The 22,060-nt window shown below is 68.4% G+C and carries 25 protein-coding genes; 14 read left to right on the top strand and 11 right to left on the bottom strand.

Annotation, left to right across the window (positions count from 1 at the left end):
- The first annotated feature begins 18 nt into the window (after positions 1–18).
- Positions 19–1,233, top strand: a complete 1,215-nt coding sequence (locus RHCRD62_RS18585) for a winged helix-turn-helix domain-containing protein (protein ID WP_050066195.1) — start codon at positions 19–21, stop codon at positions 1,231–1,233.
- Between the two features lie 2 nt (positions 1,234–1,235).
- Here the strand turns inward: RHCRD62_RS18585 and RHCRD62_RS18580 are convergent, their stop codons facing one another.
- The 4 genes from RHCRD62_RS18580 to RHCRD62_RS18565 all read right to left on the bottom strand — a co-directional run bounded on the left by RHCRD62_RS18580 (position 1,236) and on the right by RHCRD62_RS18565 (position 4,028).
- Positions 1,236–1,646 (bottom strand): carboxymuconolactone decarboxylase family protein, encoded by a 411-nt coding sequence (locus RHCRD62_RS18580; RefSeq protein WP_050066194.1) that lies wholly within the window; start codon positions 1,644–1,646, stop codon positions 1,236–1,238.
- Between the two features lie 71 nt (positions 1,647–1,717).
- Positions 1,718–2,938, bottom strand: coding sequence for a hypothetical protein (locus tag RHCRD62_RS18575; protein WP_050066193.1), 1,221 nt, complete (start codon positions 2,936–2,938; stop codon positions 1,718–1,720).
- Positions 2,939–3,020: 82 nt separating this feature from the next.
- Entirely contained in the window at positions 3,021–3,455 is a 435-nt protein-coding gene (locus RHCRD62_RS18570) for an SRPBCC family protein (RefSeq protein WP_050066192.1), read from the bottom strand.
- Positions 3,456–3,536: 81 nt separating this feature from the next.
- Positions 3,537–4,028 carry a toxin-antitoxin system HicB family antitoxin gene (locus tag RHCRD62_RS18565; RefSeq protein WP_050066191.1) on the bottom strand — a complete coding sequence of 164 codons (492 nt, stop codon included), beginning with the start codon at positions 4,026–4,028 and terminating at the stop codon, positions 3,537–3,539.
- Positions 4,029–4,226: 198 nt separating this feature from the next.
- Here RHCRD62_RS18565 and thyX point away from each other — a divergent pair, with 198 nt between their 5' ends.
- From thyX to RHCRD62_RS18550, 3 genes are all read left to right on the top strand, one after another.
- Positions 4,227–4,979 (top strand): FAD-dependent thymidylate synthase, encoded by a 753-nt coding sequence (gene thyX, locus RHCRD62_RS18560; RefSeq protein WP_050066190.1) that lies wholly within the window; start codon positions 4,227–4,229, stop codon positions 4,977–4,979.
- A gap of 68 nt (positions 4,980–5,047) precedes the next feature.
- Positions 5,048–5,953 carry a 4-hydroxy-tetrahydrodipicolinate synthase gene (gene dapA, locus RHCRD62_RS18555; RefSeq protein ID WP_050066189.1) on the top strand — a complete coding sequence of 302 codons (906 nt, stop codon included), beginning with the start codon at positions 5,048–5,050 and terminating at the stop codon, positions 5,951–5,953.
- Entirely contained in the window at positions 5,950–8,031 is a 2,082-nt protein-coding gene (locus tag RHCRD62_RS18550; RefSeq protein ID WP_050066188.1) for a ribonuclease J, read from the top strand. The genes dapA and RHCRD62_RS18550 overlap by 4 nt, the downstream gene beginning before the upstream one ends.
- A gap of 94 nt (positions 8,032–8,125) precedes the next feature.
- Here the strand turns inward: RHCRD62_RS18550 and RHCRD62_RS18545 are convergent, their stop codons facing one another.
- Positions 8,126–8,908: a sulfite exporter TauE/SafE family protein gene (locus tag RHCRD62_RS18545; protein WP_050066187.1), complete on the bottom strand. Its 783-nt coding sequence runs from the start codon at positions 8,906–8,908 to the stop codon at positions 8,126–8,128.
- Positions 8,909–8,970: 62 nt separating this feature from the next.
- Between RHCRD62_RS18545 and RHCRD62_RS18540 the strand changes: the two genes are divergently transcribed.
- From RHCRD62_RS18540 to RHCRD62_RS18530, 3 genes are all read left to right on the top strand, one after another.
- On the top strand, positions 8,971–9,597 hold the full coding sequence (locus RHCRD62_RS18540; RefSeq protein ID WP_050066186.1) for a TIGR03085 family metal-binding protein: 627 nt from the start codon (positions 8,971–8,973) through the stop codon (positions 9,595–9,597).
- Positions 9,598–9,658: 61 nt separating this feature from the next.
- A complete protein-coding gene (locus RHCRD62_RS18535) occupies positions 9,659–12,337 on the top strand; it encodes a DNA translocase FtsK (protein ID WP_050066185.1) in 2,679 nt (892 codons plus the stop codon).
- A 218-nt stretch (positions 12,338–12,555) separates the two neighbouring features.
- Entirely contained in the window at positions 12,556–13,548 is a 993-nt protein-coding gene (locus RHCRD62_RS18530; protein WP_050066184.1) for a TerC family protein, read from the top strand.
- Here the strand turns inward: RHCRD62_RS18530 and RHCRD62_RS18525 are convergent.
- The 3 genes from RHCRD62_RS18525 to RHCRD62_RS18515 all read right to left on the bottom strand — a co-directional run bounded on the left by RHCRD62_RS18525 (position 13,508) and on the right by RHCRD62_RS18515 (position 14,946).
- Entirely contained in the window at positions 13,508–13,846 is a 339-nt protein-coding gene (locus RHCRD62_RS18525) for a YciI family protein (RefSeq protein WP_050066183.1), read from the bottom strand. The genes RHCRD62_RS18530 and RHCRD62_RS18525 overlap by 41 nt on opposite strands.
- Before the next feature lie 138 nt (positions 13,847–13,984).
- Positions 13,985–14,272 (bottom strand): YciI family protein, encoded by a 288-nt coding sequence (locus RHCRD62_RS18520; RefSeq protein ID WP_050066288.1) that lies wholly within the window; start codon positions 14,270–14,272, stop codon positions 13,985–13,987.
- Positions 14,273–14,421: 149 nt separating this feature from the next.
- Positions 14,422–14,946 carry an amino-acid N-acetyltransferase gene (locus RHCRD62_RS18515; protein WP_050066182.1) on the bottom strand — a complete coding sequence of 175 codons (525 nt, stop codon included), beginning with the start codon at positions 14,944–14,946 and terminating at the stop codon, positions 14,422–14,424.
- Positions 14,947–15,052: 106 nt separating this feature from the next.
- Between RHCRD62_RS18515 and pgsA the strand changes: the two genes are divergently transcribed.
- The 4 genes from pgsA (at position 15,053) to RHCRD62_RS18495 (ending at position 17,645) form a co-directional block, all read left to right on the top strand.
- Positions 15,053–15,664: a CDP-diacylglycerol--glycerol-3-phosphate 3-phosphatidyltransferase gene (gene pgsA, locus RHCRD62_RS18510; RefSeq protein WP_050066181.1), complete on the top strand. Its 612-nt coding sequence runs from the start codon at positions 15,053–15,055 to the stop codon at positions 15,662–15,664.
- Positions 15,661–16,161 (top strand): CinA family protein, encoded by a 501-nt coding sequence (locus RHCRD62_RS18505; RefSeq protein ID WP_050066180.1) that lies wholly within the window; start codon positions 15,661–15,663, stop codon positions 16,159–16,161. The genes pgsA and RHCRD62_RS18505 overlap by 4 nt, the downstream gene beginning before the upstream one ends.
- 88 nt (positions 16,162–16,249) lie before the next feature.
- Positions 16,250–16,633, top strand: a complete 384-nt coding sequence (locus RHCRD62_RS18500; RefSeq protein WP_050066179.1) for a helix-turn-helix domain-containing protein — start codon at positions 16,250–16,252, stop codon at positions 16,631–16,633.
- Positions 16,634–16,829: 196 nt separating this feature from the next.
- Positions 16,830–17,645, top strand: coding sequence for a PspA/IM30 family protein (locus RHCRD62_RS18495; RefSeq protein WP_050066178.1), 816 nt, complete (start codon positions 16,830–16,832; stop codon positions 17,643–17,645).
- Between the two features lie 94 nt (positions 17,646–17,739).
- Here the strand turns inward: RHCRD62_RS18495 and RHCRD62_RS18490 are convergent, their stop codons facing one another.
- From RHCRD62_RS18490 to RHCRD62_RS18480, 3 genes are read right to left on the bottom strand one after another with little or no spacing between them, the layout of a single operon-like run.
- The gene (locus RHCRD62_RS18490; protein WP_084734352.1) at positions 17,740–18,345 is read right to left on the bottom strand and encodes an energy-coupling factor transporter transmembrane component T family protein; all 606 of its coding nucleotides are present in this window, start codon (positions 18,343–18,345) and stop codon (positions 17,740–17,742) included.
- Positions 18,342–19,022, bottom strand: a complete 681-nt coding sequence (locus RHCRD62_RS18485) for an energy-coupling factor ABC transporter ATP-binding protein (RefSeq protein WP_050066177.1) — start codon at positions 19,020–19,022, stop codon at positions 18,342–18,344. Before RHCRD62_RS18485 ends, RHCRD62_RS18490 begins: the two co-directional genes overlap by 4 nt.
- A 2-nt stretch (positions 19,023–19,024) precedes the next feature.
- Positions 19,025–19,639 carry a biotin transporter BioY gene (locus RHCRD62_RS18480; protein ID WP_050066176.1) on the bottom strand — a complete coding sequence of 205 codons (615 nt, stop codon included), beginning with the start codon at positions 19,637–19,639 and terminating at the stop codon, positions 19,025–19,027.
- A 252-nt stretch (positions 19,640–19,891) separates the two neighbouring features.
- On the opposite strand from RHCRD62_RS18480, the gene RHCRD62_RS26095 reads away from it, so the two are divergent.
- The 3 genes from RHCRD62_RS26095 to RHCRD62_RS18470 all read left to right on the top strand — a co-directional run bounded on the left by RHCRD62_RS26095 (position 19,892) and on the right by RHCRD62_RS18470 (position 22,049).
- Positions 19,892–20,065: a hypothetical protein gene (locus RHCRD62_RS26095; protein WP_172671094.1), complete on the top strand. Its 174-nt coding sequence runs from the start codon at positions 19,892–19,894 to the stop codon at positions 20,063–20,065.
- A 99-nt stretch (positions 20,066–20,164) separates the two neighbouring features.
- Positions 20,165–21,322, top strand: coding sequence for an MFS transporter (locus RHCRD62_RS18475; RefSeq protein WP_050066286.1), 1,158 nt, complete (start codon positions 20,165–20,167; stop codon positions 21,320–21,322).
- Positions 21,323–21,341: 19 nt separating this feature from the next.
- Positions 21,342–22,049 (top strand): PIG-L deacetylase family protein, encoded by a 708-nt coding sequence (locus RHCRD62_RS18470; RefSeq protein ID WP_050066285.1) that lies wholly within the window; start codon positions 21,342–21,344, stop codon positions 22,047–22,049.
- The last annotated feature ends 11 nt before the right edge of the window (positions 22,050–22,060 follow it).

The raw sequence follows: 22,060 nt of genomic DNA, 5'->3' as shown, positions 1-22,060 counted from the left end.
CGGTGGCACCCTGGACCCATGCTGGAGATGACCGCTGCGGCGGCGAGGCGCGCCGCGGTCGCCGCACAGGGGTTCACCGACCGTCGACCCGCGTCATCCGCAACGAGGCGGCGAGTGCTCGCGACCGTCGACCGGACCGGTCTGCTCCAGATCGATTCGGTGTCGGTCGCCGTCCGTGCGCACTACATGCCGGTCTTCAGTCGGATCGGTGGCTACGACCGCGACCTCCTCGACGCCGCGGCCTGGCGGGATTCCTCGACGAAACCCCGTGCCCTGGTCGAGTACTGGGCCCACGAGGCCGCGCTGATCCCCGTCGCGGACTGGCCGTTGATGCGGTGGAGGATGCGGCGATACGAGGGCGGCCGCTGGGCGGGGGAGCGACGCGTCCTCGACCGCAACCCCACCCTCGGCAAGGACGTGCTCGACGTCGTGACCGAAGTCGGGCCGTCGTCGGCGGGCGAGGTGGAACGGCACCTGCAGATCGACTCCACCGGTAAACGTGGTCCGTGGTGGGGGCGCAGCGACACGAAGGTGATCTGCGAACAACTCTTCGCCTCGGGGGCGTTGTCGGTCGACCGCCGCGTGGGCTTCGTTCGCCATTACGACCTCGCCGATCGTGTCCTGCCCGCCGGGGTCGCCGCCCGTGACATCCCCGAGCCGGACGCCATCCGCGAACTGATCCGCCGGGCGGGCCGCGCGCTCGGAGTCGCCACCGCCGCGGATCTGCGCGACTACCACCGGCTTTCCGTCGCTCAGGCGACTCCTGCGATCGCCGACCTCGTTGACGACGGCGCACTCGTTCCCGTGACGGTGCGCGGGTGGGACGCGCCCGCCTACCTGTCCGCGGGCGCCCGGGTTCCGCGCCGCGCGGCGGGCACCGCGCTGCTGTGCCCGTTCGACCCGCTGGTGTTCTTCCGGCCGCGCACCGAACGTGTCTTCGGGTTCCGGTACCGCATCGAGATCTACACCCCCGCGCACAAGCGGGTGCACGGGTACTACGTCTTCCCGTTCCTGCACCGCGGCGAACTCGTCGGACGGGTCGACATCAAGGCCGACCGCGCCGCCAACGCACTCCGCGTACCCGCTGCCTTCACCGAGGACGGACACCACCGCGGCGAGGTCGCCGAGACCCTTGCCGTCGAATTGCGTTCGATGGCAACGTGGCTCGGCCTGTCCGACATCGTGGTCGGGGATCGCGGCGACCTCGCCGAGGACCTCGCTGCTGCGGTGTGACGTCAGGAGTCGGCGAGCGGGCCCAACTCGGCATCGAGCACCCGCTGCACCACCTTCATGGCGGACAGTGCGGCCGGCGCCCCGCAATAGCCGGACGAGTGGATGACGGCCTCGGTGATCTCGGTGCGCGTCAGCCCGTTCGTCAATGCGCCCCGCACGTGACCTTCGAGTTCCTCGTGCGCGCGCAGCGCGATCAGCATCCCGATGTTGAGCAGGCTCCGGTCGCGGCGTTCCAGGCCGGGCCGTGTCCACACCCCGCCCCACACCGTCGCGGTGACGTGCTCCTGCAGGGCCTCCGAATCGGTGCCGCGGGTGCGGTCCAGTGCCCGATCGACGAACTCGTCACTCATCACCGCCCGCCGGACCGTGAGCCCCGCGTCGTAGCCGGTCTCGGGGATGTCGCGCTCACTCATTGGGGTACCTCCGGGGTCGATCGGTGTTCGGGCCCGCTGCTCCTGCGGGCATGGACGATTGTGCCCGGTGGCTACAGATCGAGTCCGGTCGCGGTTGCCAGCGCGACCAACTGGTCGACCGTGAGGCCGGCTCCTGTCTGGCTGAGCTCCACCGATGTTCCCGACGGACGCACCGCGGTCACATAGGTCGCATCGTCGTGAACACTCGACCTGACCCGAGTGCCGTCGTCCCGGACGTGGTCGTGAGTCCACTCCTCGGGGGCAGAGGTGTCCTCGGACAGGGTCACGCTCAACTCGGCCTTGGCCCCAGAGCCGGTGAGCGACACGTCGACGCAGGCGGCGCCGCTGGAGGACTTCGCGAGCGTGAGGGATCCGATCGGCCGATCGGGTGTCACCGCCACCGGGCCGAGTCCGGCCCATGCGGCGGTCAGTGCGCCGTCCAGTCGGTTGACGTCGTCGCGGCTCAGGACGCCCCCCATCGGTTCGACCCACTCGCCGCACCCCAGCCGGGCAGGCGATGTGCCCGCGGGAACTGCCGTACCGGAACGCAATCCGGGGTCCGCGGCGATCGTGGCCAGTTCGTCGACGGTCAACGGGAGCGCGCCGCTGCGCGCGGCCTCGCCGTAGCCGGTCTCGTCGTCCACCCGCACCGATACCCGGGATCCGTCCGGTGCATACGCCACCGCGGTGCGCTTCAACGTCCGGATTCCGTGGTTCTCGGACCAGGTGTCGACGGCGTCGACAACAGTGCCGTCGGGCAGCGAACGTCGTTCGTCGAGCCGCCCCGCGACGCACGGGGGGACACCGGAGTGCTGTTCCCGGACCGCCACCCGCAGGCGTCCTGAGGCACCGGGGCGGGTCAGGAAGCCCGTCGCATCGCTGTCGCCGTTGACGCTGTCGGGGTCGACATCGTCGGGTAGTCCCTCCGGGTCGACGTGCCAGACGGGCTGAAATTGGAGCATCCAGTTGGGCGCGCCGAACCGGATCTCGACGTCATCGGGGATCGCCGCGGCCAGGGCGTCGGACATCGCAGTGGCCTTCGCCGCGGTCAACCAGGGATACGCCGGGTCGTCGTAGCCCTCCCATGCCGGGCCGTAGGACGCCCAGTAGACGTTCCTGCCGGGACCCGCTGGCGGTCCCACTTCGTCGCAACCCGGAATGTCCACCGGATACGTCACGGGTTCGGTGACGTAGTCGCCCGGCTCGACCCCGGACTCGGGCGTGATGTCGGGCGTGTCGTGCGGGAGCACCCATGCGGCACCGATTCCGGACGCGACGATCGCCACGACCACGGCCGTGTCCCGCCACGACCAACGGGCCCGACGGTGGTCGGGCCCGTTGCTCGGATCTGGTGCCGTCACGTCGGCGTGGACGTCAGCCCTCGACGAACTTCGTCAGGCCCTTCGATGCGGTGTCGAGGGCCATCTTCTGGGCCTTCTTCACCAGGAAGCCCGGAACGGGAATCTTCGGGTCGATGGTGAGGGCGAACTCGACGTGGGTGCCGCCGTCCGCGTTGGGCGTCAGGATGTAGCTGCCGTCCTGCTGCTTCTGCTGCGTGCTGGACACGAGTGTCCACTCCAGCTTCTTGTCGCCGTCGTAGGAGTAGTCGACGACCTGCTCGTCGGTGATGCCGACGACGGAGGCGGTCATCCGCACCCGGAGTGGACGGCCGTCGTCGTAGGTGGACTCGACGGTGACCGTCTTGTGCGCCGACGACCACTCGGGCAGACGTTCAACCGCGACGAGTGCCGCCATCACCGTTGCCGGATCTGCCTTGACGTCGAACTCCTTGGACCCGGATACCGCCATGAGTCACCCCTTCGCGCTTGTTGAGAGACGTGGTTCGTCAGTAGATCCCTACCAGACGGGGCAATCTTACCGTCGAGTCAGTTACAGGCCGAACTTCGTGTTCTCGCGGCTGCGTCGCATCTGATCGCTCAGTGCGCCCTGCACGGCCTGCGCCACCCACGAGTTCAGCGACACGCCGTTCTGGGCGGCCGCTTCCTCGGCCTTCGACTTCACCTGCTCGACCAGGCGCAGGGTCACGCGGGAGATGTCTCCGCTCAGGTCGTCGAATTCCGAAGCGGTCCGGGTTGTTTCGTCGGCAGATCGGGGGGCCTCGGAGGCGCCTGCGGCGTGTTCGGCGCCCGTGACCTCGACGGTGGCCTCGGAGCCGCGGAGTCGGACGTGCACCGTCCGGTCGTCGAGTGCAGTCGAAATCTCCGAGGCGAGATCGGAAAGCGCGCTGATGAGCATCAGTCGCGCCGAGTTCTCGGCCGCGTCGGCGAGCGCCTCCGCGATCCGGCGGGTGTTCTCGTCGCCCAGCGCGGCCGCTGCTGCCAGGTCGCGACGAAGGGTTTGTGTGTACTCCGAGATCTCCATGACGTCATTGTGGCGTCACTGGTGGCGCCTGTCAATGTCAAGTGGCGTCATCTTTGGCGTCACTCCCTGCGTTCGGTCATCCGCCGCAGCGGTGAACGGACCGTTCAGGCCGCCTGCGGGGTCGAACGTCCGGCCGCATTCGGCGCGCGCCCGCTAGTGTTCGGACACGATCCCGGTCGGGTCCGAGGAGGGTGTGCAGTGCAGCGAGCGGTGTCCCTGAAGGTGCAACTCATCGCGAAGACCGAGTTCTTCGTGCCCGACGACGTGCCGTGGGAGACCGATGCCGACGGCGGTGAAGCCCTCGTCGAGTTCGCAGGCCGCGCCTGCTACCAGAGTTGGAGCAAGCCCAATCCTCGCACCGCCACCAATGCCGGGTATCTGCGGCACCTGCTCGAGGTCGGGCACGACTCGGTTCTCGAACACGGCAGCGTCAGCTTCTACGTCACCGGGATTTCCCGCTCCTGCACTCACGAATTCATCCGGCACCGGCACCTCTCCTTCTCTCAGCTCTCGCAGCGTTCGGTCTCCGAACGCGAGGCGAAGGTCGTCGTGCCTCCCGCGATCGCGGGCGATCCGGAACTCGAGGCGCTGTTCACCGCCGCGACCGACGCCAGCCGATCGGCCTATTCGGAACTTCTCGACGCGCTGGAAGCCAGGCTCGCCGACGTCCCAAACGGGTCACTGCGGGGCCGCCAGGCGCGGCAGGCCGCACGCTCGGTCCTGCCCAACGCAACCGAGACCAGACTGGTCGTGACCGGCAACTATCGGGCCTGGCGACACTTCATCGCGATGCGGGCAACCGAGCACGCCGACGTGGAGATTCGCGGCCTCGCCGTCGAGTGCCTGCGGCAGCTCCGCGCGGCAGCGCCAAATGTGTTCGGCGACTTCGAGATCGCCGAACTGTCCGACGGAACCGAGGTGGCGGTCACCGAGTTCGACGCTGGTGCCTGACCGGGTGACCCCGGTAAGGCGTGATCGGTGTGCGGTGAGGGCTGCGTTACCGGGTAACCTTGACAACCATGACCCATGCTGAATCCGCACCAGTCGAGCGCCCGTTCGGCACCATCCTGACCGCGATGGTGACCCCGTTCACAGCCGACGGGAAGCTGGACGTGGATGCGGGCGTGCGGCTGGCCGCCCACCTGGTGGACGGCGGATGCGACGGGCTGGTCCTCGCAGGCACCACGGGCGAGTCGCCCACGACCACCGAGTCGGAAAAGCTCGAACTCATGCGCGCCGTCATCGATGCCGTAGGCGACCGCGCCACGATCGTCGCCGGCGCAGGCAGCAACGACACCGCGCACAGCGTCGACCTCGCCCGCGACGCCGCCAAGGCGGGCGCCGACGGACTCCTCGTCGTCACCCCCTACTACTCGAAGCCACCGCAGGCCGGACTCCTTGCGCACTTCACCGCAGTCGCCGACGCCACAGACCTCCCGGTGATGCTGTACGACATCCCGCCCCGTTCGGTCGTTCCCATCGCCACCGAGACGATCTACCGGCTCGCCGAGCATCCGCGGATCAAGGCGGTCAAGGACGCGAAGGGCGACCTCGCCGCCGGCGCCGAACTGATCGCCAACACCGACCTCGCCTTCTACTCGGGCGACGACCCGCTCAACCTGCCGTGGCTTTCGGTTGGTGCCGTCGGATTCGTCAGCGTCATCGGACATCTCGTTCCCGGAAGGCTGCGAGAACTGCTCACCGCCTACGAAGCAGGCGACGTGGCGCGTGCCCGCGAGATCAACGCCGGGCTGCTCCCGGTGATGCGGGCGACCGGCCGACTCGGTGGCGTCAGCGCGTCGAAGGCAGGCTTGAGGCTGCAGGGCATCGAGGTCGGTGATCCACGGTTGCCGCAGGTCGCTCCAGAACCGGCCGATCTGGAAATGCTGGCAGCAGACCTGCGTGCAGCGGGAGCACTGTCATGACCGGGCCGAATCGCCGCCGCAGCGCACGCCGTCAGGCAGGCCCGCCGAGCGCCCCCGCCGCGGTGACGCCCACCGAGACCCCGAAGGCGGCCGCGCCCCAGGAGACTGCACCGAAGGCGCCCGCGCCCCAGGAGACTGCACCGAAGGCGGCCGCGCCCCAGGAATCTGCACCGAAGGCGCCTGACGCGAAGACGTCGAGCAGGCGGTCCGGGGGAGCCAAGGCGGCCCCGTCGAAGTCGGCCGGCGAGCAGTCGGGCACCCGGAACGCGGGTACTCAGAACGCGGGTGCAGAGAAGGCGAGCGGCGAGAAGTCGGGCAGGCGGCGGAAGCCGCAGGGCGGATCGAACCGCCCGCAGCGACAGCAGAAGAACCGTCCCGACGGGATCACCGGCCTCGACCCGACCGAGCGTCTCGGACTGCCGCCGAAGGCGCCGAAGGACGGGCTCCGCGTGGTCGCGCTCGGCGGCATCGGCGAGATCGGCCGCAACATGACCGTCTTCGAACACCAGGGCAAGCTGCTGATCGTCGACTGCGGCGTCCTGTTCCCCGAGGACCAGCAGCCGGGCGTCGACCTGATCCTGCCCGACTTCGCTCACATCGAGGATCGGATGGAGGACGTCGTCGCCGTCGTCCTGACCCACGGTCACGAAGACCACATCGGCGCAGTGCCGTTCCTGCTGCGCCTGCGGCCCGACGTCCCGGTGATCGGATCCCGGTTCACGCTCGCACTGGTCGCGGCCAAGTGCCGCGAACACCGTCAGCGACCCAACCTCGTCGAGGTCGTCGAGGGTCAGATCACCACCCACGGACCGTTCGAATGCGAGTACTTCGCGGTCAACCACTCCATCCCCGACGCCATCGCGGTCGCCATCAAGACGTCTGCGGGCGTCGCACTGCACACCGGTGACATCAAGCTCGACCAGCTGCCGCTGGACGGCAGGCTCACCGACCTCGCCGGCTTCTCCCGGCTCGGTGACGAGGGCGTCGACCTGTTCCTCGTCGACTCCACCAACGCCGAGGTGCCGGGCTTCGTCACTCCCGAACGCGAGATCGGCGGCGTGCTCGACGGCGTCATCGGCAAGGCGAAGCAGCGCGTGATCGTCGCGTCGTTCGCCAGCCACGTGCACCGCATCCAGCAGGTCGTCGACGTCGCGGTGCGCTACAACCGCAGGATTGCATTCGTCGGCCGCTCGATGGTCCGGAACATGCAGATCGCGCAGGATCTCGGCTACCTCACCGTCCCGGACGGTGTGATCGTCGACGTCGACACAGCTGCGAACCTGCCCGACGACCGGCTCGTGCTGATCTCCACCGGCTCGCAGGGCGAGCCGCTGTCGGCACTGTCCCGGATGGCCCGCGGCGAGCATCGCCAGATCAACATCCAGGCCAACGATCTGGTCGTGCTCGCGTCGTCCCTCATCCCCGGCAACGAGAACTCCGTGTTCGCGGTCGTCAACGGGCTCGCCAAGCGCGGCGCGACCGTCGTCACGCAGCAGAGCGCGAAGGTCCACGTCTCCGGTCACGCGTCCGCCGGTGAGCTGCTGTACCTGTACAACGCGGTGCGGCCCACCAATGCCATGCCCGTGCACGGCGAGTGGCGTCACCTTCGCGCCAATGCCGCGCTGGCCAAGGCCACCGGCGTCCCCGAGGAACGGATCGTGCTCGCCGAGGACGGCGTCGTCGTCGACATGGTCGACGGGCTCGCCGAGATCGTCGGTCGGGTCCCCGTCGGGATGGTCTACGTGGACGGCAACTCCGTTGGCGACGTCGGCGACTCGACTCTCTCGGACCGGTTGGTCCTCGGTGAGGGCGGTTTCATCTCGATCTCGCTCGCCGTCGACCAGCACACCGGCAAGGCCGTCAGCACCCCGCAGGTGTCGGGTCGAGGCTTCTCCGACGACCCGGCCGCGCTCAAGGAGGCCGCGGTCCTCGTCGAGTCGGAGTTGGCGAGGCTCGCAGGTGAGGGTGTCACCGATACCCACCGGATCGCGCAGGCCGTGCGCCGCGTCGTCGGACGCTGGGTCGCCGACAAGTACCGTCGTCGCCCGATGATCGTGCCGACCGTCATCGGCGTCTAGCGCACTCCTCTTCTCCAGTCGTGAACGGACCGTTCGGGCCCCAGGGGGTCTGAACGGTCCGTTCACGCATGCGGGGGTGCCTGCCTGCTGGTGGTCAGGCCGTGAGGAGGCGCCACAGCCCGATCAGGCCGAGCGCGACGATGGCGGCGCGCAGTGCGGTCGGGGACAGACGCCTGCCGTATCGGGCGCCGACGGAACCGCCGACCAATGAGCCGACCGCGATCAGCCCCGCCGCCGCCCAGTCGATTCGATCGAACGCGACCATCGTGTACGAAGCCGCGGCGACGACGTTCACCAGCAGTGACAGCAGGTTCTTCGCCGCGTTCATCCGCTGCATCGACTCGGGCAGCAGCGCTCCCATGACGCCGATCAGCAGGATGCCCTGAGCGGCAGTGAAGTAGCCGCCGTAGACCCCGACCGCGAACGTGACTGCCGTGAGGGCGACCATGCGTCCTGTCCCGACGTGATCGGGTGTGCGTCCCTCGGCCTCGGCCCGAGCCCGTGCCCACGACTGGATGCGTGGGCCGGTGACGACCAGGATCAGCGCGCCCACCAGCAGTATCGGCACGATCGTCGTGAACGCCTTGTCCGGCAGGTGCAGAAGCAGCCATGCGCCCAGCGCGGCGCCGAGCAGGGAAGCGGGGATCTGCCAGCGCAGTCGATCCCACTGGCCTCCCAGTTCCCGCCGGTACCCCCAGGTCCCGGACACGCCGCCCGCGACCAGTCCGACCGCGTTCGACATCGTCGCGACCACGGGTGGATACCCGAACGCGACGAGCGTCGGAAAGGTCACGAGCGTTCCGGACCCGACGATCGCGTTGATGCCACCTGCACAGAACCCGGCGATGGCGATGACGATCATCTCGAGGGGGGACACACGCGCGACGCTAGCGACGTCGAGGTGCTCGCCGGAACGCGGGGCGCGGTAGCCTGCGCGGCATGACCCTCGCCCGTGACGAACGCCACGCTCTGGTGGCGACGATGACCGCTGTCGGACCCGATGCGCCGACGCTGTGCGGGGACTGGACCACTCGCGACCTCGCCGCGCATCTCGTGGTGCGGGAACGGCGTCTCGACGCCTCCCCCGGAATCGTGATCAAGCCGCTCGCGCCGCACACCGAGAAGGTTCGCGCCGAGTACGCGGCCCGACCGTACGAGGAACTCCTGGAGTTGGTCCGGACCGGCCCGCCGATCTGGTCGCCCCTGCGACTGGTCGACGCCAAGGCGAACCTCGGAGAGATGTTCGTCCACCACGAGGACGTCCGGCGGTCGGGTTCGGGATGGGAGCCACGGGACCTCGACGACGAGTGGGACGGTGCGCTGTGGTCCCTGGCCCGGCAGCTGGGTCGCATGGCGTTCCGGAAGGCGCCCTGCACGGTCGTGCTCGACGCGGGGGAGGGGCGGACAGTGACACCGCGCCACGCGGCGGGAGCCGGCGAGGTGATCCTGACCGGGACACCCGCAGAACTGCTGCTGTACGCGTTCGGACGCGATGCGGTGCGTGTCGGGTTTGACGGACCGGACGACGCGGTGGCCGCGGTGAAGGCACTTCCGCGCGGCGTCTGAGTCCGCTGGGACACGTGTTGCAGATGGTCTCGATGGGGCCGAAGCGACTAGCCTGGGCATCATGGCTGGTAAGTCCGGAACCCGAACCACCGCGAGTGCACCCCGATCGTCGGGGCGCACCGGATCGTCGGGTGGGGCGAAGTCGGGCGGATCGGCACCACGCAGTCGCACCACCCGCACCGTGTCGACACCCCGCAAGCCCACCGCACCCCGCCCGGCGACCAGGCGGCCCGCCGCGCGGAAGTCGAGTGGCAGCGCGCTGCACAGTGTGGGTGCGGCACTCGGTCGCGGCTGGACGCTGATGGCTCGGGGAGTGGGCGCGGCCACGCGGACCGTCGGGCGTGCAGGCGACATCGAGCACGGACACCGGCGAGACGGGATCGCACTCGGTCTGATCGCTGTCAGCGCGGTGATCGCGGCAGCGATGTGGTTCGGGGCGGGCGGCCCGGTGGGTGGATGGATCGAAACCGGAGTACGTGCCCTGTTCGGCGGTGCCGCGGCGTTGCTCGCGGTGATCGGTGTCGTGGTTGCGGTCATCCTGATGAGGTCCGAGCCGAACCCGGAGATCCGGCCGCGCCTGGTGCTCGGGTCACTGCTCGTCGCGGTACCCGCGCTGGGCATCTTCCACGTGATCAGCGGTGAGCCCCGCGACGCCGAAGGGCGCGCAGCGGGTGCCGGATTCGTCGGATTCGTGGCTGGTGGCCCGCTGACCGACGGCGTGACGTTCTGGCTGTCGGTGCCGCTGCTGCTGCTCGCGATGGGTTTCGGTGTCCTGCTGTTGACGGGAACCACCGTCCGTGAGGTCCCGGCCCGCGTCCGCGCCCTGCTCGGATCGTCGCGGCACGACGACGACTACGAGCCGTACGACCAGGAATCCGACCACGACTTCGACGACCCGGATCACGACGACGAACACGACCAGCTCCGCGGCCTGCGAAACCTGCGGCCCTCGCGCCGCCGGGCGTCGCGTGACGATGCCGACTACGACCCGGCGCTGTTCGACGCGGACGGATACCCGGTCGACGACGCACAGCCTGCGAGCGGTGGTCGCCCGGCACACGATCCGACGTCGAACTACCCGCTCGACGAGTTCGACGATTCCGTGCCGACCGAGGTGCTCGCCGCCGAGCCTGTACCGGAACCCGCACCACCGCGGCCTCGGGCCAAGGCGAAGCCGGTCAAGTCCGCTCCCGCCCCGAAGCCCGCCGACGAGCCGGAAATGCTGATCCCGGACCGGGTGATCGAGGGCGACTACACCCTTCCCCCCGCCTCGCTGCTGATCGAGGGCGATCCGCCGAAGACCGGCAGTTCTGCGAACCAGGCGATGATCGAGGCCATCACCGAGGTACTCGAGCAGTTCAAGATCGATGCCGCCGTCACCGGGTACACCCGCGGCCCGACGGTCACTCGATACGAGGTCGAACTCGGTCCCGGCGTCAAGGTCGAGAAGATCACGGCACTCGCCCGCAACATCGCCTACGCCGTCGCCACGGACAACGTTCGCCTGCTCGCGCCGATCCCCGGCAAGTCCGCGGTCGGCATCGAGGTGCCCAACAGCGACCGTGAGATGGTCCGCCTCGCCGACGTCCTGTCCGCGCCGTCGACGCGGAAGGACCATCACCCGCTGGTCATCGGCCTAGGCAAGGACATCGAGGGTGACTTCGTCAGTGCCAATCTGGCGAAGATGCCGCACCTGCTGGTTGCCGGTTCCACCGGCTCCGGCAAGTCCAGCTTCGTCAACTCGATGCTGGTGTCGCTGCTGCAGCGGGCGACGCCGGACGAGGTTCGGATGATCCTGATCGACCCGAAGATGGTCGAACTGACGCCATACGAGGGCATCCCGCACCTCATCACGCCCATCATCACCCAGCCGAAGAAGGCCGCTGCGGCCCTGGCGTGGCTGGTCGAGGAGATGGAACAGCGCTACCAGGACATGCAGGCCAACAAGGTCCGGCACATCGACGACTTCAACAAGAAGGTCCGGTCCGGCGAGATCACCGCCCCACTGGGCAGCGAACGGGTGTACCGGCCATACCCGTACATCCTGGCGATCGTCGACGAGCTGGCCGACCTGATGATGACCGCTCCGCGAGACGTCGAGGAGGCGATCGTCCGCATCACGCAGAAGGCGCGCGCCGCGGGCATCCACCTGGTGCTCGCGACCCAGCGGCCGTCGGTGGATGTCGTGACGGGTCTGATCAAGACGAACGTGCCCTCGCGGCTCGCGTTCGCGACGTCGTCCCTGACGGACTCGCGCGTCATCCTCGACCAGCCCGGCGCGGAGAAGCTGATCGGTATGGGCGACGGCCTGTTCCTGCCGATGGGTGCGGGCAAACCGACCCGAATGCAGGGCGCGTTCATCACCGACGAAGAGATCGCGGCCGTCGTCGACTTCACCAAGAACCAGGCCGAGCCGGAGTACACCGAGGGCGTCACCACCGCCAAGGCCGCGGAGAAGAAGGATGTCGATCCCGACATCGGCGACGACATGGACGTCCTGCTGCAGGCCGTCGAACTGGTCGTGACCAGTCAGTTCGGTTCGACATCGATGCTGCAGCGCAAGCTGCGTGTCGGTTTCGCCAAGGCGGGCCGGTTGATGGACCTGATGGAGACGCGTGGGGTCGTCGGTCCGAGCGAGGGGTCGAAGGCACGCGAGGTTCTGATCAAACCGGACGAACTGGACGGGCTGCTGTGGTCGATTCGCGGCGGCGATCCGGACGAATCGGAATCCGAGGAGTGACCTGCTGATTGGCGGTGATGCGCCGATGCTGTGATTGAATGAGGAGGCTTTGGAGGGGAGTATCCCCACTGTTTCGCGGCAACCTCGTCAACACGATCGGCGCAATCGCCGCTCCGGGGTTGCCGGTCGAGCGAACCGCTACGACACGCATCCTGTGTCGCCGGTGAGCGCGGCGGGAGAGACCTCCGGTGTCCTGATCGACTACCGGAGGATTGCCTGTGCACATCACCCCGATGGTCTGGATCATCACCTGTCTGGTGATCCTCGGCCTCTTCGTTTTCGACTTCTTCGCCCACGTGCGCACTCCGCACGCGCCGACACTGCGTGAATCCGGGTTCTGGTCCGCGGTGTACATCGGCATCGCGGTCCTCTTCGGCCTGTTCGTGATCTGGCAGTGGGGTACCGGAGCGGGTGGCGAGTACTACGCCGGCTACATCACCGAGAAGGCGCTCTCGGTGGACAACCTGTTCGTGTTCGTCATCATCATGTCGAGCTTCGCGGTACCTCGCGAGTACCAGCAGAAGGTGCTGTTGATCGGCATCGTCATGGCGCTGGTTCTGCGCGGCCTGTTCATCGCTGTCGGTGCCGCCGCCATCAACGCGTACAGCTGGGTCTTCTACCTCTTCGGGTTCTTCCTCGTCTACACCGCGATCAAGCTGGTGAAGGATCACGGCGACGAGGCGGAAGCCGAGGAGAAGCGCGAGAACCGGATGGTCTCGATCGTCCGTAAGTTCGTCCCGACCACCGACGAGTACGACGGTGACAAGCTCGTCACTAAGATCGACGGGAAGCGCTTCGTCACGCCGCTGCTGCTCGCGCTCATCGCGATCGGGTTCACCGACGTCCTGTTCGCACTCGACTCGATTCCCGCGATCTACGGCCTGACGAACGAGCCGTACATCGTCTTCACCGCGAACGCGTTCGCGCTGATGGGTCTGCGGCAGCTCTTCTTCCTCATCGGCGGGTTGCTCGAACGTCTGGTGTACCTGTCGTACGGCCTGTCGATCATCCTCGCGTTCATCGGCGTCAAGCTCGTGCTGCACGCACTCCACGAGAACACCCTGCCGTTCATCAACGGCGGCGAGCACGTGAGCGTGCCGGAAGTGAGCATCGCGATGTCGCTGACCGTGATCATCGGCGTGCTCGTCGTGACGACGGTGGCCAGCCTCCTCAAGACCCGAGGCGGGCAGAACTCGACGACGTCGGCGTGATCGAGGTGGGTCCGTGCTCGGAGAACGTTCCGAGCACGGGCCTCCACTCGGTGTAGTGGATGTCGATGACGATGCCTGCATGAATGAACGGGTCGTCCGCCAGTAGCTTCGCGGCGGCATCGGCGTCCGGGGTCGCAAGGATCAGGAGTGCGCCACTGTTGTTCAGGTAGGGGCCTGCCGTCAGTACGTGGCCCTGGTCGATGAGGTCACCGAGCCAGGTCAGGTGGGCGGGCCGGTGTACGTCGCGGTCGGGCACCGACCCCTCGCGGTACACGTACTCGACAGCGATGAACGACATGGCCACTCGCTTCCACTTGCCTCAGCTCAAACCGGATGGAATCGAATAGATACCAGGCAGTAGATTCTATGCGCTCGTTCCCGCCAGCGTCGGAGATACCGAGATAGCCGTGTGTCTTCCCGATGGGGTGGCGCGACGTCAGGACGCCACGAAAGCGCCCATGACCGGCCGCCATTCGGTGAATCGGGCACCGTCGATCAGCCCGGCGCGCGCGAACGGGTCCGATTCGAAGAGTGCACGGGCGGCGTTCTCGTCGGCTGCGGACACCAGGATCAGGGCGCCGCTACCGTCTGCGTACGGACCGGTACTCAGCACGGTCCCGGCGTCGACCAGTCCGGACAACCAGGCCCGATGATCGGGACGGACTTCGTCACGGGCGGCGGCGGTTGCGGAGCTGTAGGTGTACTCCACGGCAATGACGGGCACGTCGGGCTCGCTTTCTTTCTGTTCGCCGGCGGATGCCGGCATTCGATGGGTGTGGCAGACGACTCTCGGCGGAGCCTCGGGCGGTGTGCCTCTCGGGCGGAGCCTCGGGCGGTGTGCCTCTCGGGCGAAGCCTCGGGCGGTGTTGACGCTCAGAGCGTGAGGAGCATCCGCGTGTTGCCGAGGGTGTTCGGTTTGACGTAGCTCAGGTCGAGGAACTCGGCCACGCCGGTGTCGTACGAGCGGCACATCTCGGCGTACACCTCGGCGGTCACCGGCGTGCCTTCGATCTCGGCGAAGCCGTGCCTGCCGAAGAAGTCGACCTCGAACGTGAGCACGAACACTCGTTCCAGTTCGAGTTCACGTGCGACCTCGACGAGCCGGCCCACCACCAGGTGCCCTACGCCGCGGCCTTTGACCTTCGGATCGACCGCGACGGTACGGATCTCGCCGAGATCGGACCACAGGACGTGCAGGGCGCCGCACCCGACGATCTCCCCGTCCACCTCGGCGACCCAGAACTCCTGAACAGCCTCGTAGAGCGTCACGAGGTTCTTCTCGAGGAGGATTCGGCCGGCGTAGATGTCGATCAGGCGCTTGATGTCCGTGACGTCGGACGTGCGTGCGCGGCGCACGCGGGGCGCGTCCGTGGCGGGGCTGTCGGAGCCTGAGGTCATGGGGTGCACAGTAGTCGTGGCATCAAACGATATTCTGAGCCGTGTGCCGTCCCCACCTGCCTCCGACCGCCCCGACAAGGGCACGCGTGTGAGTTTCGCGGGAGGGATGCTCGGTGCGCCCGAGGAGGACATGCCCGACGCGGCACCCGCGCGGCCGGTGCCCGTGTTGAACATCGCCAACGTGCTGACGGTTCTGAGAATCCTTCTGGTCCCGGTGTTCCTGGTCGTGCTGTTCGTCGGCGACGGACACGAGACCCCCTGGCGGATCGCGGCAACGGTCGTGTTCGCGGTCGCCGCCATCACCGACCGGATCGACGGGCAGTTGGCGCGCAAGTACGGGCTGGTGACCGACTTCGGCAAGCTCGCCGACCCCATCGCCGACAAGGCGCTGATCGGTGCAGCGCTTGTCGGATTGTCCATCCTGGGAGACCTCAGCTGGTGGGTGACCGGCATCATCGCCGCGCGCGAGATCGGAATCACCCTCCTGCGCTTCGCGGTCCTGCGACACGGCGTGATCCCGGCCAGCCGCGGTGGGAAGGTGAAGACATTGGTGCAGTCGTTGGCCATCGGCCTCTACCTGCTGCCGCTGTCCGGCGTGTGGGCCACCGTGGCCGCGGTCGTGATGGGAGTGGCGGTGTTCCTCACCGTCGTCACCGGGCTGGACTACGTGGTGCAGTCGATCCGGTTGCGCGCGGGCGTCCATCACGCGGCGCGGTGAGCGACCCGCTGGTCGACGGCACCGACGTCGCCTCCCTGGTGGAGGAACTGACGCGCAGCCGCCAGACGGTCGCGACAGCGGAGTCACTGACCGCGGGACTGCTGGCCGCGACGATTGCGGGGGTGCCGGGCGCGAGCATCGTCCTGCGCGGCGGCCTGATCGTGTACGCGACCGATCTCAAGGCCGGGCTCGCCGGTGTCGCCGAGGCCACGTTGGCCGTCGACGGACCTGTCGCGGCGTCGACGGCCGCCGAACTCGCGACGGGTGCGGCGGCGCGATGCGGGGCCGACTGGGGTGTCGGACTGACCGGGGTCGCCGGACCCGACCCGCAGGACGACACGCCCGTCGGAACCGTGTTTCTCGGGGTTGCGGGGCCGGATGGCGTCCGGGTTCGCGAACTAGTGTTGCCCGGGGGTCGCTGGGAGATCCGCCGCGCAGCGGTCGCCGCGGCGGTGTCGGACCTCCTCGGTCGCGTGCGTTCCGGCGCGTCGGGATAGGGTCGGGAACCAACTCGACGTGTCGACTCGTTGAACCAAGGTAGACGGGAAGCGTGACCGGATCGGGTGCACATGATGGAGGTGCCAGATGAGCGTGTTGTTGCGAGAAGCGCTCGGGGACAGTCTGCGGCGCACGCGGGTGTCCCAGAGTCGCACACTGCGTGAGGTGTCGAGTTCCGCGCGGGTGAGCCTCGGGTATCTGTCCGAGGTGGAGCGAGGCCGCAAGGAAGCCTCCAGTGAGCTGCTCGCCGCCATTTGTGACGCCCTCGAGGTCCCACTGTCGACGGTTCTGTACGAGGTGAGCGAGACGCTGTCGGATTCCGTGGAGGACCGTGCGCGGTCCCGCGCGTCGTCCGCGACCATTCCGGGTACCCCGCAGGTGTCCCTGGAGGCGGCGTCCTCGGCTCCTCGGATCGACGAGGACACCCTGATGGTGATCCCGGCGCCGCCGGCCGCGTTGGCCGCTGCGTGACGTCCGATCCGTCCTGGCTGCCTGTCGGCCGTCGAGGTGGGCGCGGGGGGCGCGGAGCGTTGTAGATTCGACCTCGGACCACCGCGTGGGGTGGACGCGAGCAGCAGGCAGAGGGCAGTTGCCCAACGTCGGTGCGCGACGGTCGCGCATCGAGTCGCGATTGGCGCGGCATTCAGACGGAGGCAGGATCAAACCAATGGCAAACCCGTTCGTCAAGGGCTGGAAGTACCTGATGGCGCTCTTCAACTCGAAGATCGACGAGAAGGCGGACCCGAAGGTTCAGATTCAGCAGGCAATCGAGGACGCGCAGCGTCAGCACCAGGCGCTGTCGCAGCAGGCTGCATCGGTCATCGGCAACCAGCGTCAGCTGGAGATGAAGCTGAGCCGTCAGCTCGACGAGATCGAGAAGCTCAACGCCAACGCCCGTCAGGCCGTCACGCTCGCCGACCAGGCTGCAACTGCGGGGGACAACGAGAAGGCGATCCAGTACACGAATGCAGCCGAGGCGTTCGCGGCGCAGCTCGTCACCGCCGAGCAGTCGGTCGAGGACCTGAAGGTCCTGCACGACCAGTCGCTGCAGGCCGCGGCTCAGGCGAAGAAGGCCGTCGAGCAGAACGCGATGACGCTGCAGGCCAAGGTGGCCGAGCGCACCAAGCTGCTCAGCCAGCTCGAGCAGGCGAAGATGCAGGAGCAGGTCAGCGACTCGCTGCGGTCGATGGACGCGACGCTGTCCGCGCCCGGCAACACCCCGAGCCTCGACGCTGTCCGCGACAAGATCGAGCGTCGCTACGCCAACGCGCTCGGCTCGGCCGAGCTGGCGCAGAACTCGGTTCAGGGCCGCATGATGGAGGTCCAGCAGGCGAGCGTCCAGATGGCAGGTCACAGCCGTCTGGAGCAGATCCGGGCCTCGATGAAGGGTGACGCACTGCCCTCGGGCGGCGCAGCGGCCCCGTCGGCCGCACCGGCCACCCCTGCGGCCACCCCCAAGCCGGAGAACCCGACCGCTCAGTAGCACCAACGCACTGGCCGGACACGAAGCACTGGTCAGACACGAAGCAGGGCCCGCCCGGATGACGTCCGGCCGGGCCCTGCTTCACTCTGTGGGGTCAGTCGTCGACGCCGCGGGCGGCCAGAGCCTCGCCCATCGCGTCGGCGGTGCGCAGCGCACCGATCACGACAGGGACGGCCAGTGCGCGGATCGAGAACCCGAGGCCACGGGCCTTGCGGGCCTCTGTGACGTCGGCGACCAGCCCGCTGATCAGTGGAATGCAGCGGATGGTCATGGCGAGGACGAGTCCGACACGGTCCGTGTTGACGCCGAACGGGCGCAGCGGGCCGAGCAGGGTGTGGATCGCGTCGAGCATGTCGAGTACCCGCGTCGTGAGAGACACGAGCGCGGCCCAGGCGACGGACAGTCCGAGCACGCCGCATACGACGAGCGCGCGCTGCCAGCCCGTGAACAGCCACTGGAACGCACCGACGAACAGCAGCATCCACACCGCCGGACGTAACTGGTTCAGGGCGGCGCGGGGACCGATGCGGGACAGCCCGTAGGCGATGACGGTCAGCGCTGCGGCGGGCACCAGATGCCACGGCTCCCGTACCGCGATCGCCATGGTCAGGAGCACCACGACGAGGATCGCGAGCTTTGCGATCGGCGGCATCCGGTGCACGAGCGAGAAGCCCGGCACATACTGCCCGAGCATCGTCATCCGGCGATCTTCATGTAGTGGGCGATGGATTCGGCCGGTGCGCCGTCGGCGACCACGACGCCCCCGTCGACGACGAGGACCCGGTCGAAGTCCGCCAGCAGGTCCAGGTGATGCGTGACGACCACCACCTGCTGGGTGAGGCCACGCAGCGTGTCCGCGACGAGGCGAGCGTTGCGCAGGTCGAGCAAGGTGGTCGGCTCGTCGGCGACGATCACCTCGGGGTCGGTGACCATCACCGCCGCCAGGGCCAGCAGCTGCTTCTGTCCGCCCGAGAGCAGATGCGTGGGGTGGTCGGCGTGCCCGGCGAGGCCGAACTGGTCCAGCACGGACCGCACGCGTGCGGCGCGGCCGTCCGCGTCGAGTCCGCTACGCCGCAACGAGAACTCGATGTCCTCGGCGACCGTCGGCATGATGATCTGGTGGTCGGGGTCGGTGAACACGAACCCGACCTTCCGGCGCACCGCCCGTCCGTCCTTCGCGGTGTCGAGGCCGTCGACGCGGATGTGGCCCGACGTGGGAACGACGAGGCCGTTGATCGTGCGGGCGAGCGTCGACTTGCCGCTGCCGTTGGCGCCGACGACGCCGATCCGGCGCTCGGTCAGCGTCAGGTCGACGCCGCCGAGGACGCTGCGTTCGCCGTACGAGTGGCGGACGTTCTCGAACCGGATCGCGACCATGACTAGGCTGCGGCGTCCGGTTCCGCGGCGGGCGTGCGTCGCGTCGCCCTGTCGGTCAGCAGCATCGGGTAGGCGCGGTGTACCTGGGCGGCGACGACGGCGGCGAGCACTGCCTTGATGAGGTCGCCCGGCAGGTACGTCAGGTTCGAGCTCATCGCCGTTCCGAATGACAGCCCGCGCAGCAGCATGCCGACGGTCCCGCACAGGTACAGCACGACGACGACGCCGAGGACGTTGATCAACGTGCCCTTGACCACCGAGTAGTTCGGCAGCATCTTCACGGTCAGCCAGCCGATGACCGCGACCGTGGGAATCCAGCCGATGAGGAAGCCGGCCGTCGCGCCGGAGAGCGACGTGAGCGAGGTGCGTCCGCCCGCGAGGACGGGCAGCGCGAGACCGAGCACGATGACGGTGAGGACTGCGAGCACGCCCTTGCGTGGGCCGAGCAGCGCCCCGGCGAGGATCACACCGAGCGACTGCAGGGTGATCGGCACGGCCGATCCGCCGATGTTGATGGTGCCCGGAAGCCCGAGGGCGATGATCAGGGCGGCGAACACGGCGATGTGCGCGAGGTCGCGGGAAGTCAGCGGGGAGGTCCCGGAGAGGCGGGCAGACACGGGTGTACTCCTAGTGCGGGTGACGTGAGGTGGCGCGGCGCTCAGTGTGGGCCGGCCCCCAGCGAGAATAGGACAGCGAGGTCACGGGCTGGTGGGCCACCGTCCCGGGGCGAGGTCCCCGCATACTCCGGGTTCACCCTGATCTTTCCCTGATCTTGCGTCTGAGCTGGTGATTTGTCCGCCAGGTCGTGCCAGTGTTGTGGTCACGGGCAACCAAACAGGTGGCGGCCCGAACGGAACGGAGATGTTGTCGTGTTCTGGAAGATTCTCGGAATCGTGGCGCTGGTCTGGATCGCGTTGGCCCTGGTCGGGGTCCTCGTGAAGGGACTGTTCTGGATCCTCGCGATCAGCGCCGTCGTGTTCGGTGTGTACCTCCTGGTGAAGGCGTTCTCGGACAGCGACTCCAACGACGTCACCCGAGTGTGACGCCGGTGACGTTCCCGGTGAGCCGGTGACGCCTGCGGCGAGGACAGTGGAGGGGTGACCGCCCCTCATGCCGTTCTCACCCGGCCGCTGCTTCTGCTGATGGCCGTCGCGACGGGATTGTGCGCGGGTGGCAACTACTTCAACCAGCCGCTGCTCGACTCGATCGCCGACGCGCTCGGAGTGGGGCAGTCCACGGCAGCCGTGACGGTCACCGTCGCGCAGGTGTCGTACGGCATCGGACTGCTGTTCCTGGTGCCGCTCGGCGACCTCCTGGACCGGCGCCGCCTGGCCGTCGGACTGATGGTGCTGGCCGCGACCGGTCAGGCGATCAGCGGGTTCGCGCCGTCGATCGGGTGGCTGATGATCGGCACGGCGATGGCCGGCCTGTTCTCGGTGGCCGCGCAGGTGCTCGTCCCGTTCGCTGCGACCCTTGCCGCACCGGAACGCCGCGCGACCGCCGTCGGGACCGTCATGAGCGGACTGCTGGTCGGCATCCTGTTGGCGCGCAGTGTCGCGGGTCTGTTGTCGGGGCTCGGCGGCTGGCAGACCGTGTACCGGGTCTCGGCGGTCGTCATGGTGGTAGTCGCGGCGGCATTGTGGCGTGCGCTGCCGAGTTCGCGGGAGCATCTGGGGCTTGGGTACCGGGGAATTCTCGCGTCGATGGGGCGGCTGCTCCGGGACGAGCCGCGACTGCGCACCCGCAGTGTCCTCGGTGCGGTGAGCTTCGCGTCGATGGGCGTGGTGTTCGCGTCGATGGCGTTCCTGCTGGCGGGCGAGCCGTTCGGCCTCGACGACGTCGCGATCGGGCTGGTCGGACTTGCGGGCGTTGCGGGCGCTGTGATGGCCAACGCGACAGGGCGCCTCGCCGACCGGGGCCTCGTTCAGGCGACGACCGGCGTCGGGACGGTGTTGCTGTGCGCGTCGTGGGGGCTGTTCGCTCTCGGTGGGCACCTCCTGATCGCGTTCCTCGCCGCGATGGTGATCGCGGACATGGCGTTGCAGTGTGTGCACGTGAGCAACCAGAGTGTGATCTACGAGCTGGCGCCGCATGCCCGATCCCGTGTGACGTCGGTGTACATGACGTCCTATTTCATCGGCGGCGCAACGGGTTCCGCGTTCGGATCGGTGGCGTGGTCGACGTACGGGTGGGCCGGAGTCTGCGTGCTCGGGTTGGCGCTTGCGGTGGTCTCGGTCGCGGTGTGGGTGTTGGATCTGCGTGTCGCGTCGCGCGCGGTCGCAGTACGGCAGGCATGCTGACGGCATGGAGCACGCAACCGTGGAACCCGTACCCGAGGACTGGAATCGCGGCATCGTGATCGTCGCGCATCCGGACGACATCGAATACGGGTGCGCGGCCGCGGTCGCGCGGTGGACCGCGCAGGGCAAGGACATTCGCTACGTCCTCGCGACGAGCGGGGAGGCGGGTATCGAGGGCCTCGCGCCGACCGAGTGCGGCCCACTTCGCGAGGCCGAGGAGCAGCGGTCGGCAGCCATCGTCGGAGTGCACGAAGTGGAGTTCCTCGGCCACCCCGACGGACGCCTCGAGTACGGACTGGAACTGCGCCGCTCCCTCGCCGGTGCGATTCGGCGGCACCGGCCCGAGATGGTCGTCGCCATGAATCACCGCGAGACGTGGGCGCCGGGACTGCGCAACAGTGCCGACCACCGCGCGGTCGGGCAGGCCGCACTCGACGCGGTCTCGGACGCCGCGAACGAGTGGATCTTCCCGGACCTGCCCGAACCGCGATGGACCGGCGTACGGCTGGCCGCGCTGAACGTCATGATCGGGTACACCCACGCCGTCGACGTCACCGACAGCGTCGCCGCCGCCGTCGCGTCGCTCACCGAGCACGCGCGCTACCTGACCGCGCTCTCCGACACCCCGGTCGCGGAACAGGCCGCCGCCCAGATCGCGATGGCGACCGGACCGAAGGGCGGATTCGCCGCCGAACGTGCAGTCGGATTCGAGCTCTACACGTTCTGACGGCGTCCCGG

Source organism: Rhodococcus sp. RD6.2 (genome assembly GCF_001040705.1).
GTDB lineage: Bacteria > Actinomycetota > Actinomycetes > Mycobacteriales > Mycobacteriaceae > Rhodococcus_G.
The sequence above is the reverse complement of the archived record's forward strand: the minus strand, read 5'-3'. Positions and strand labels throughout refer to the sequence as shown.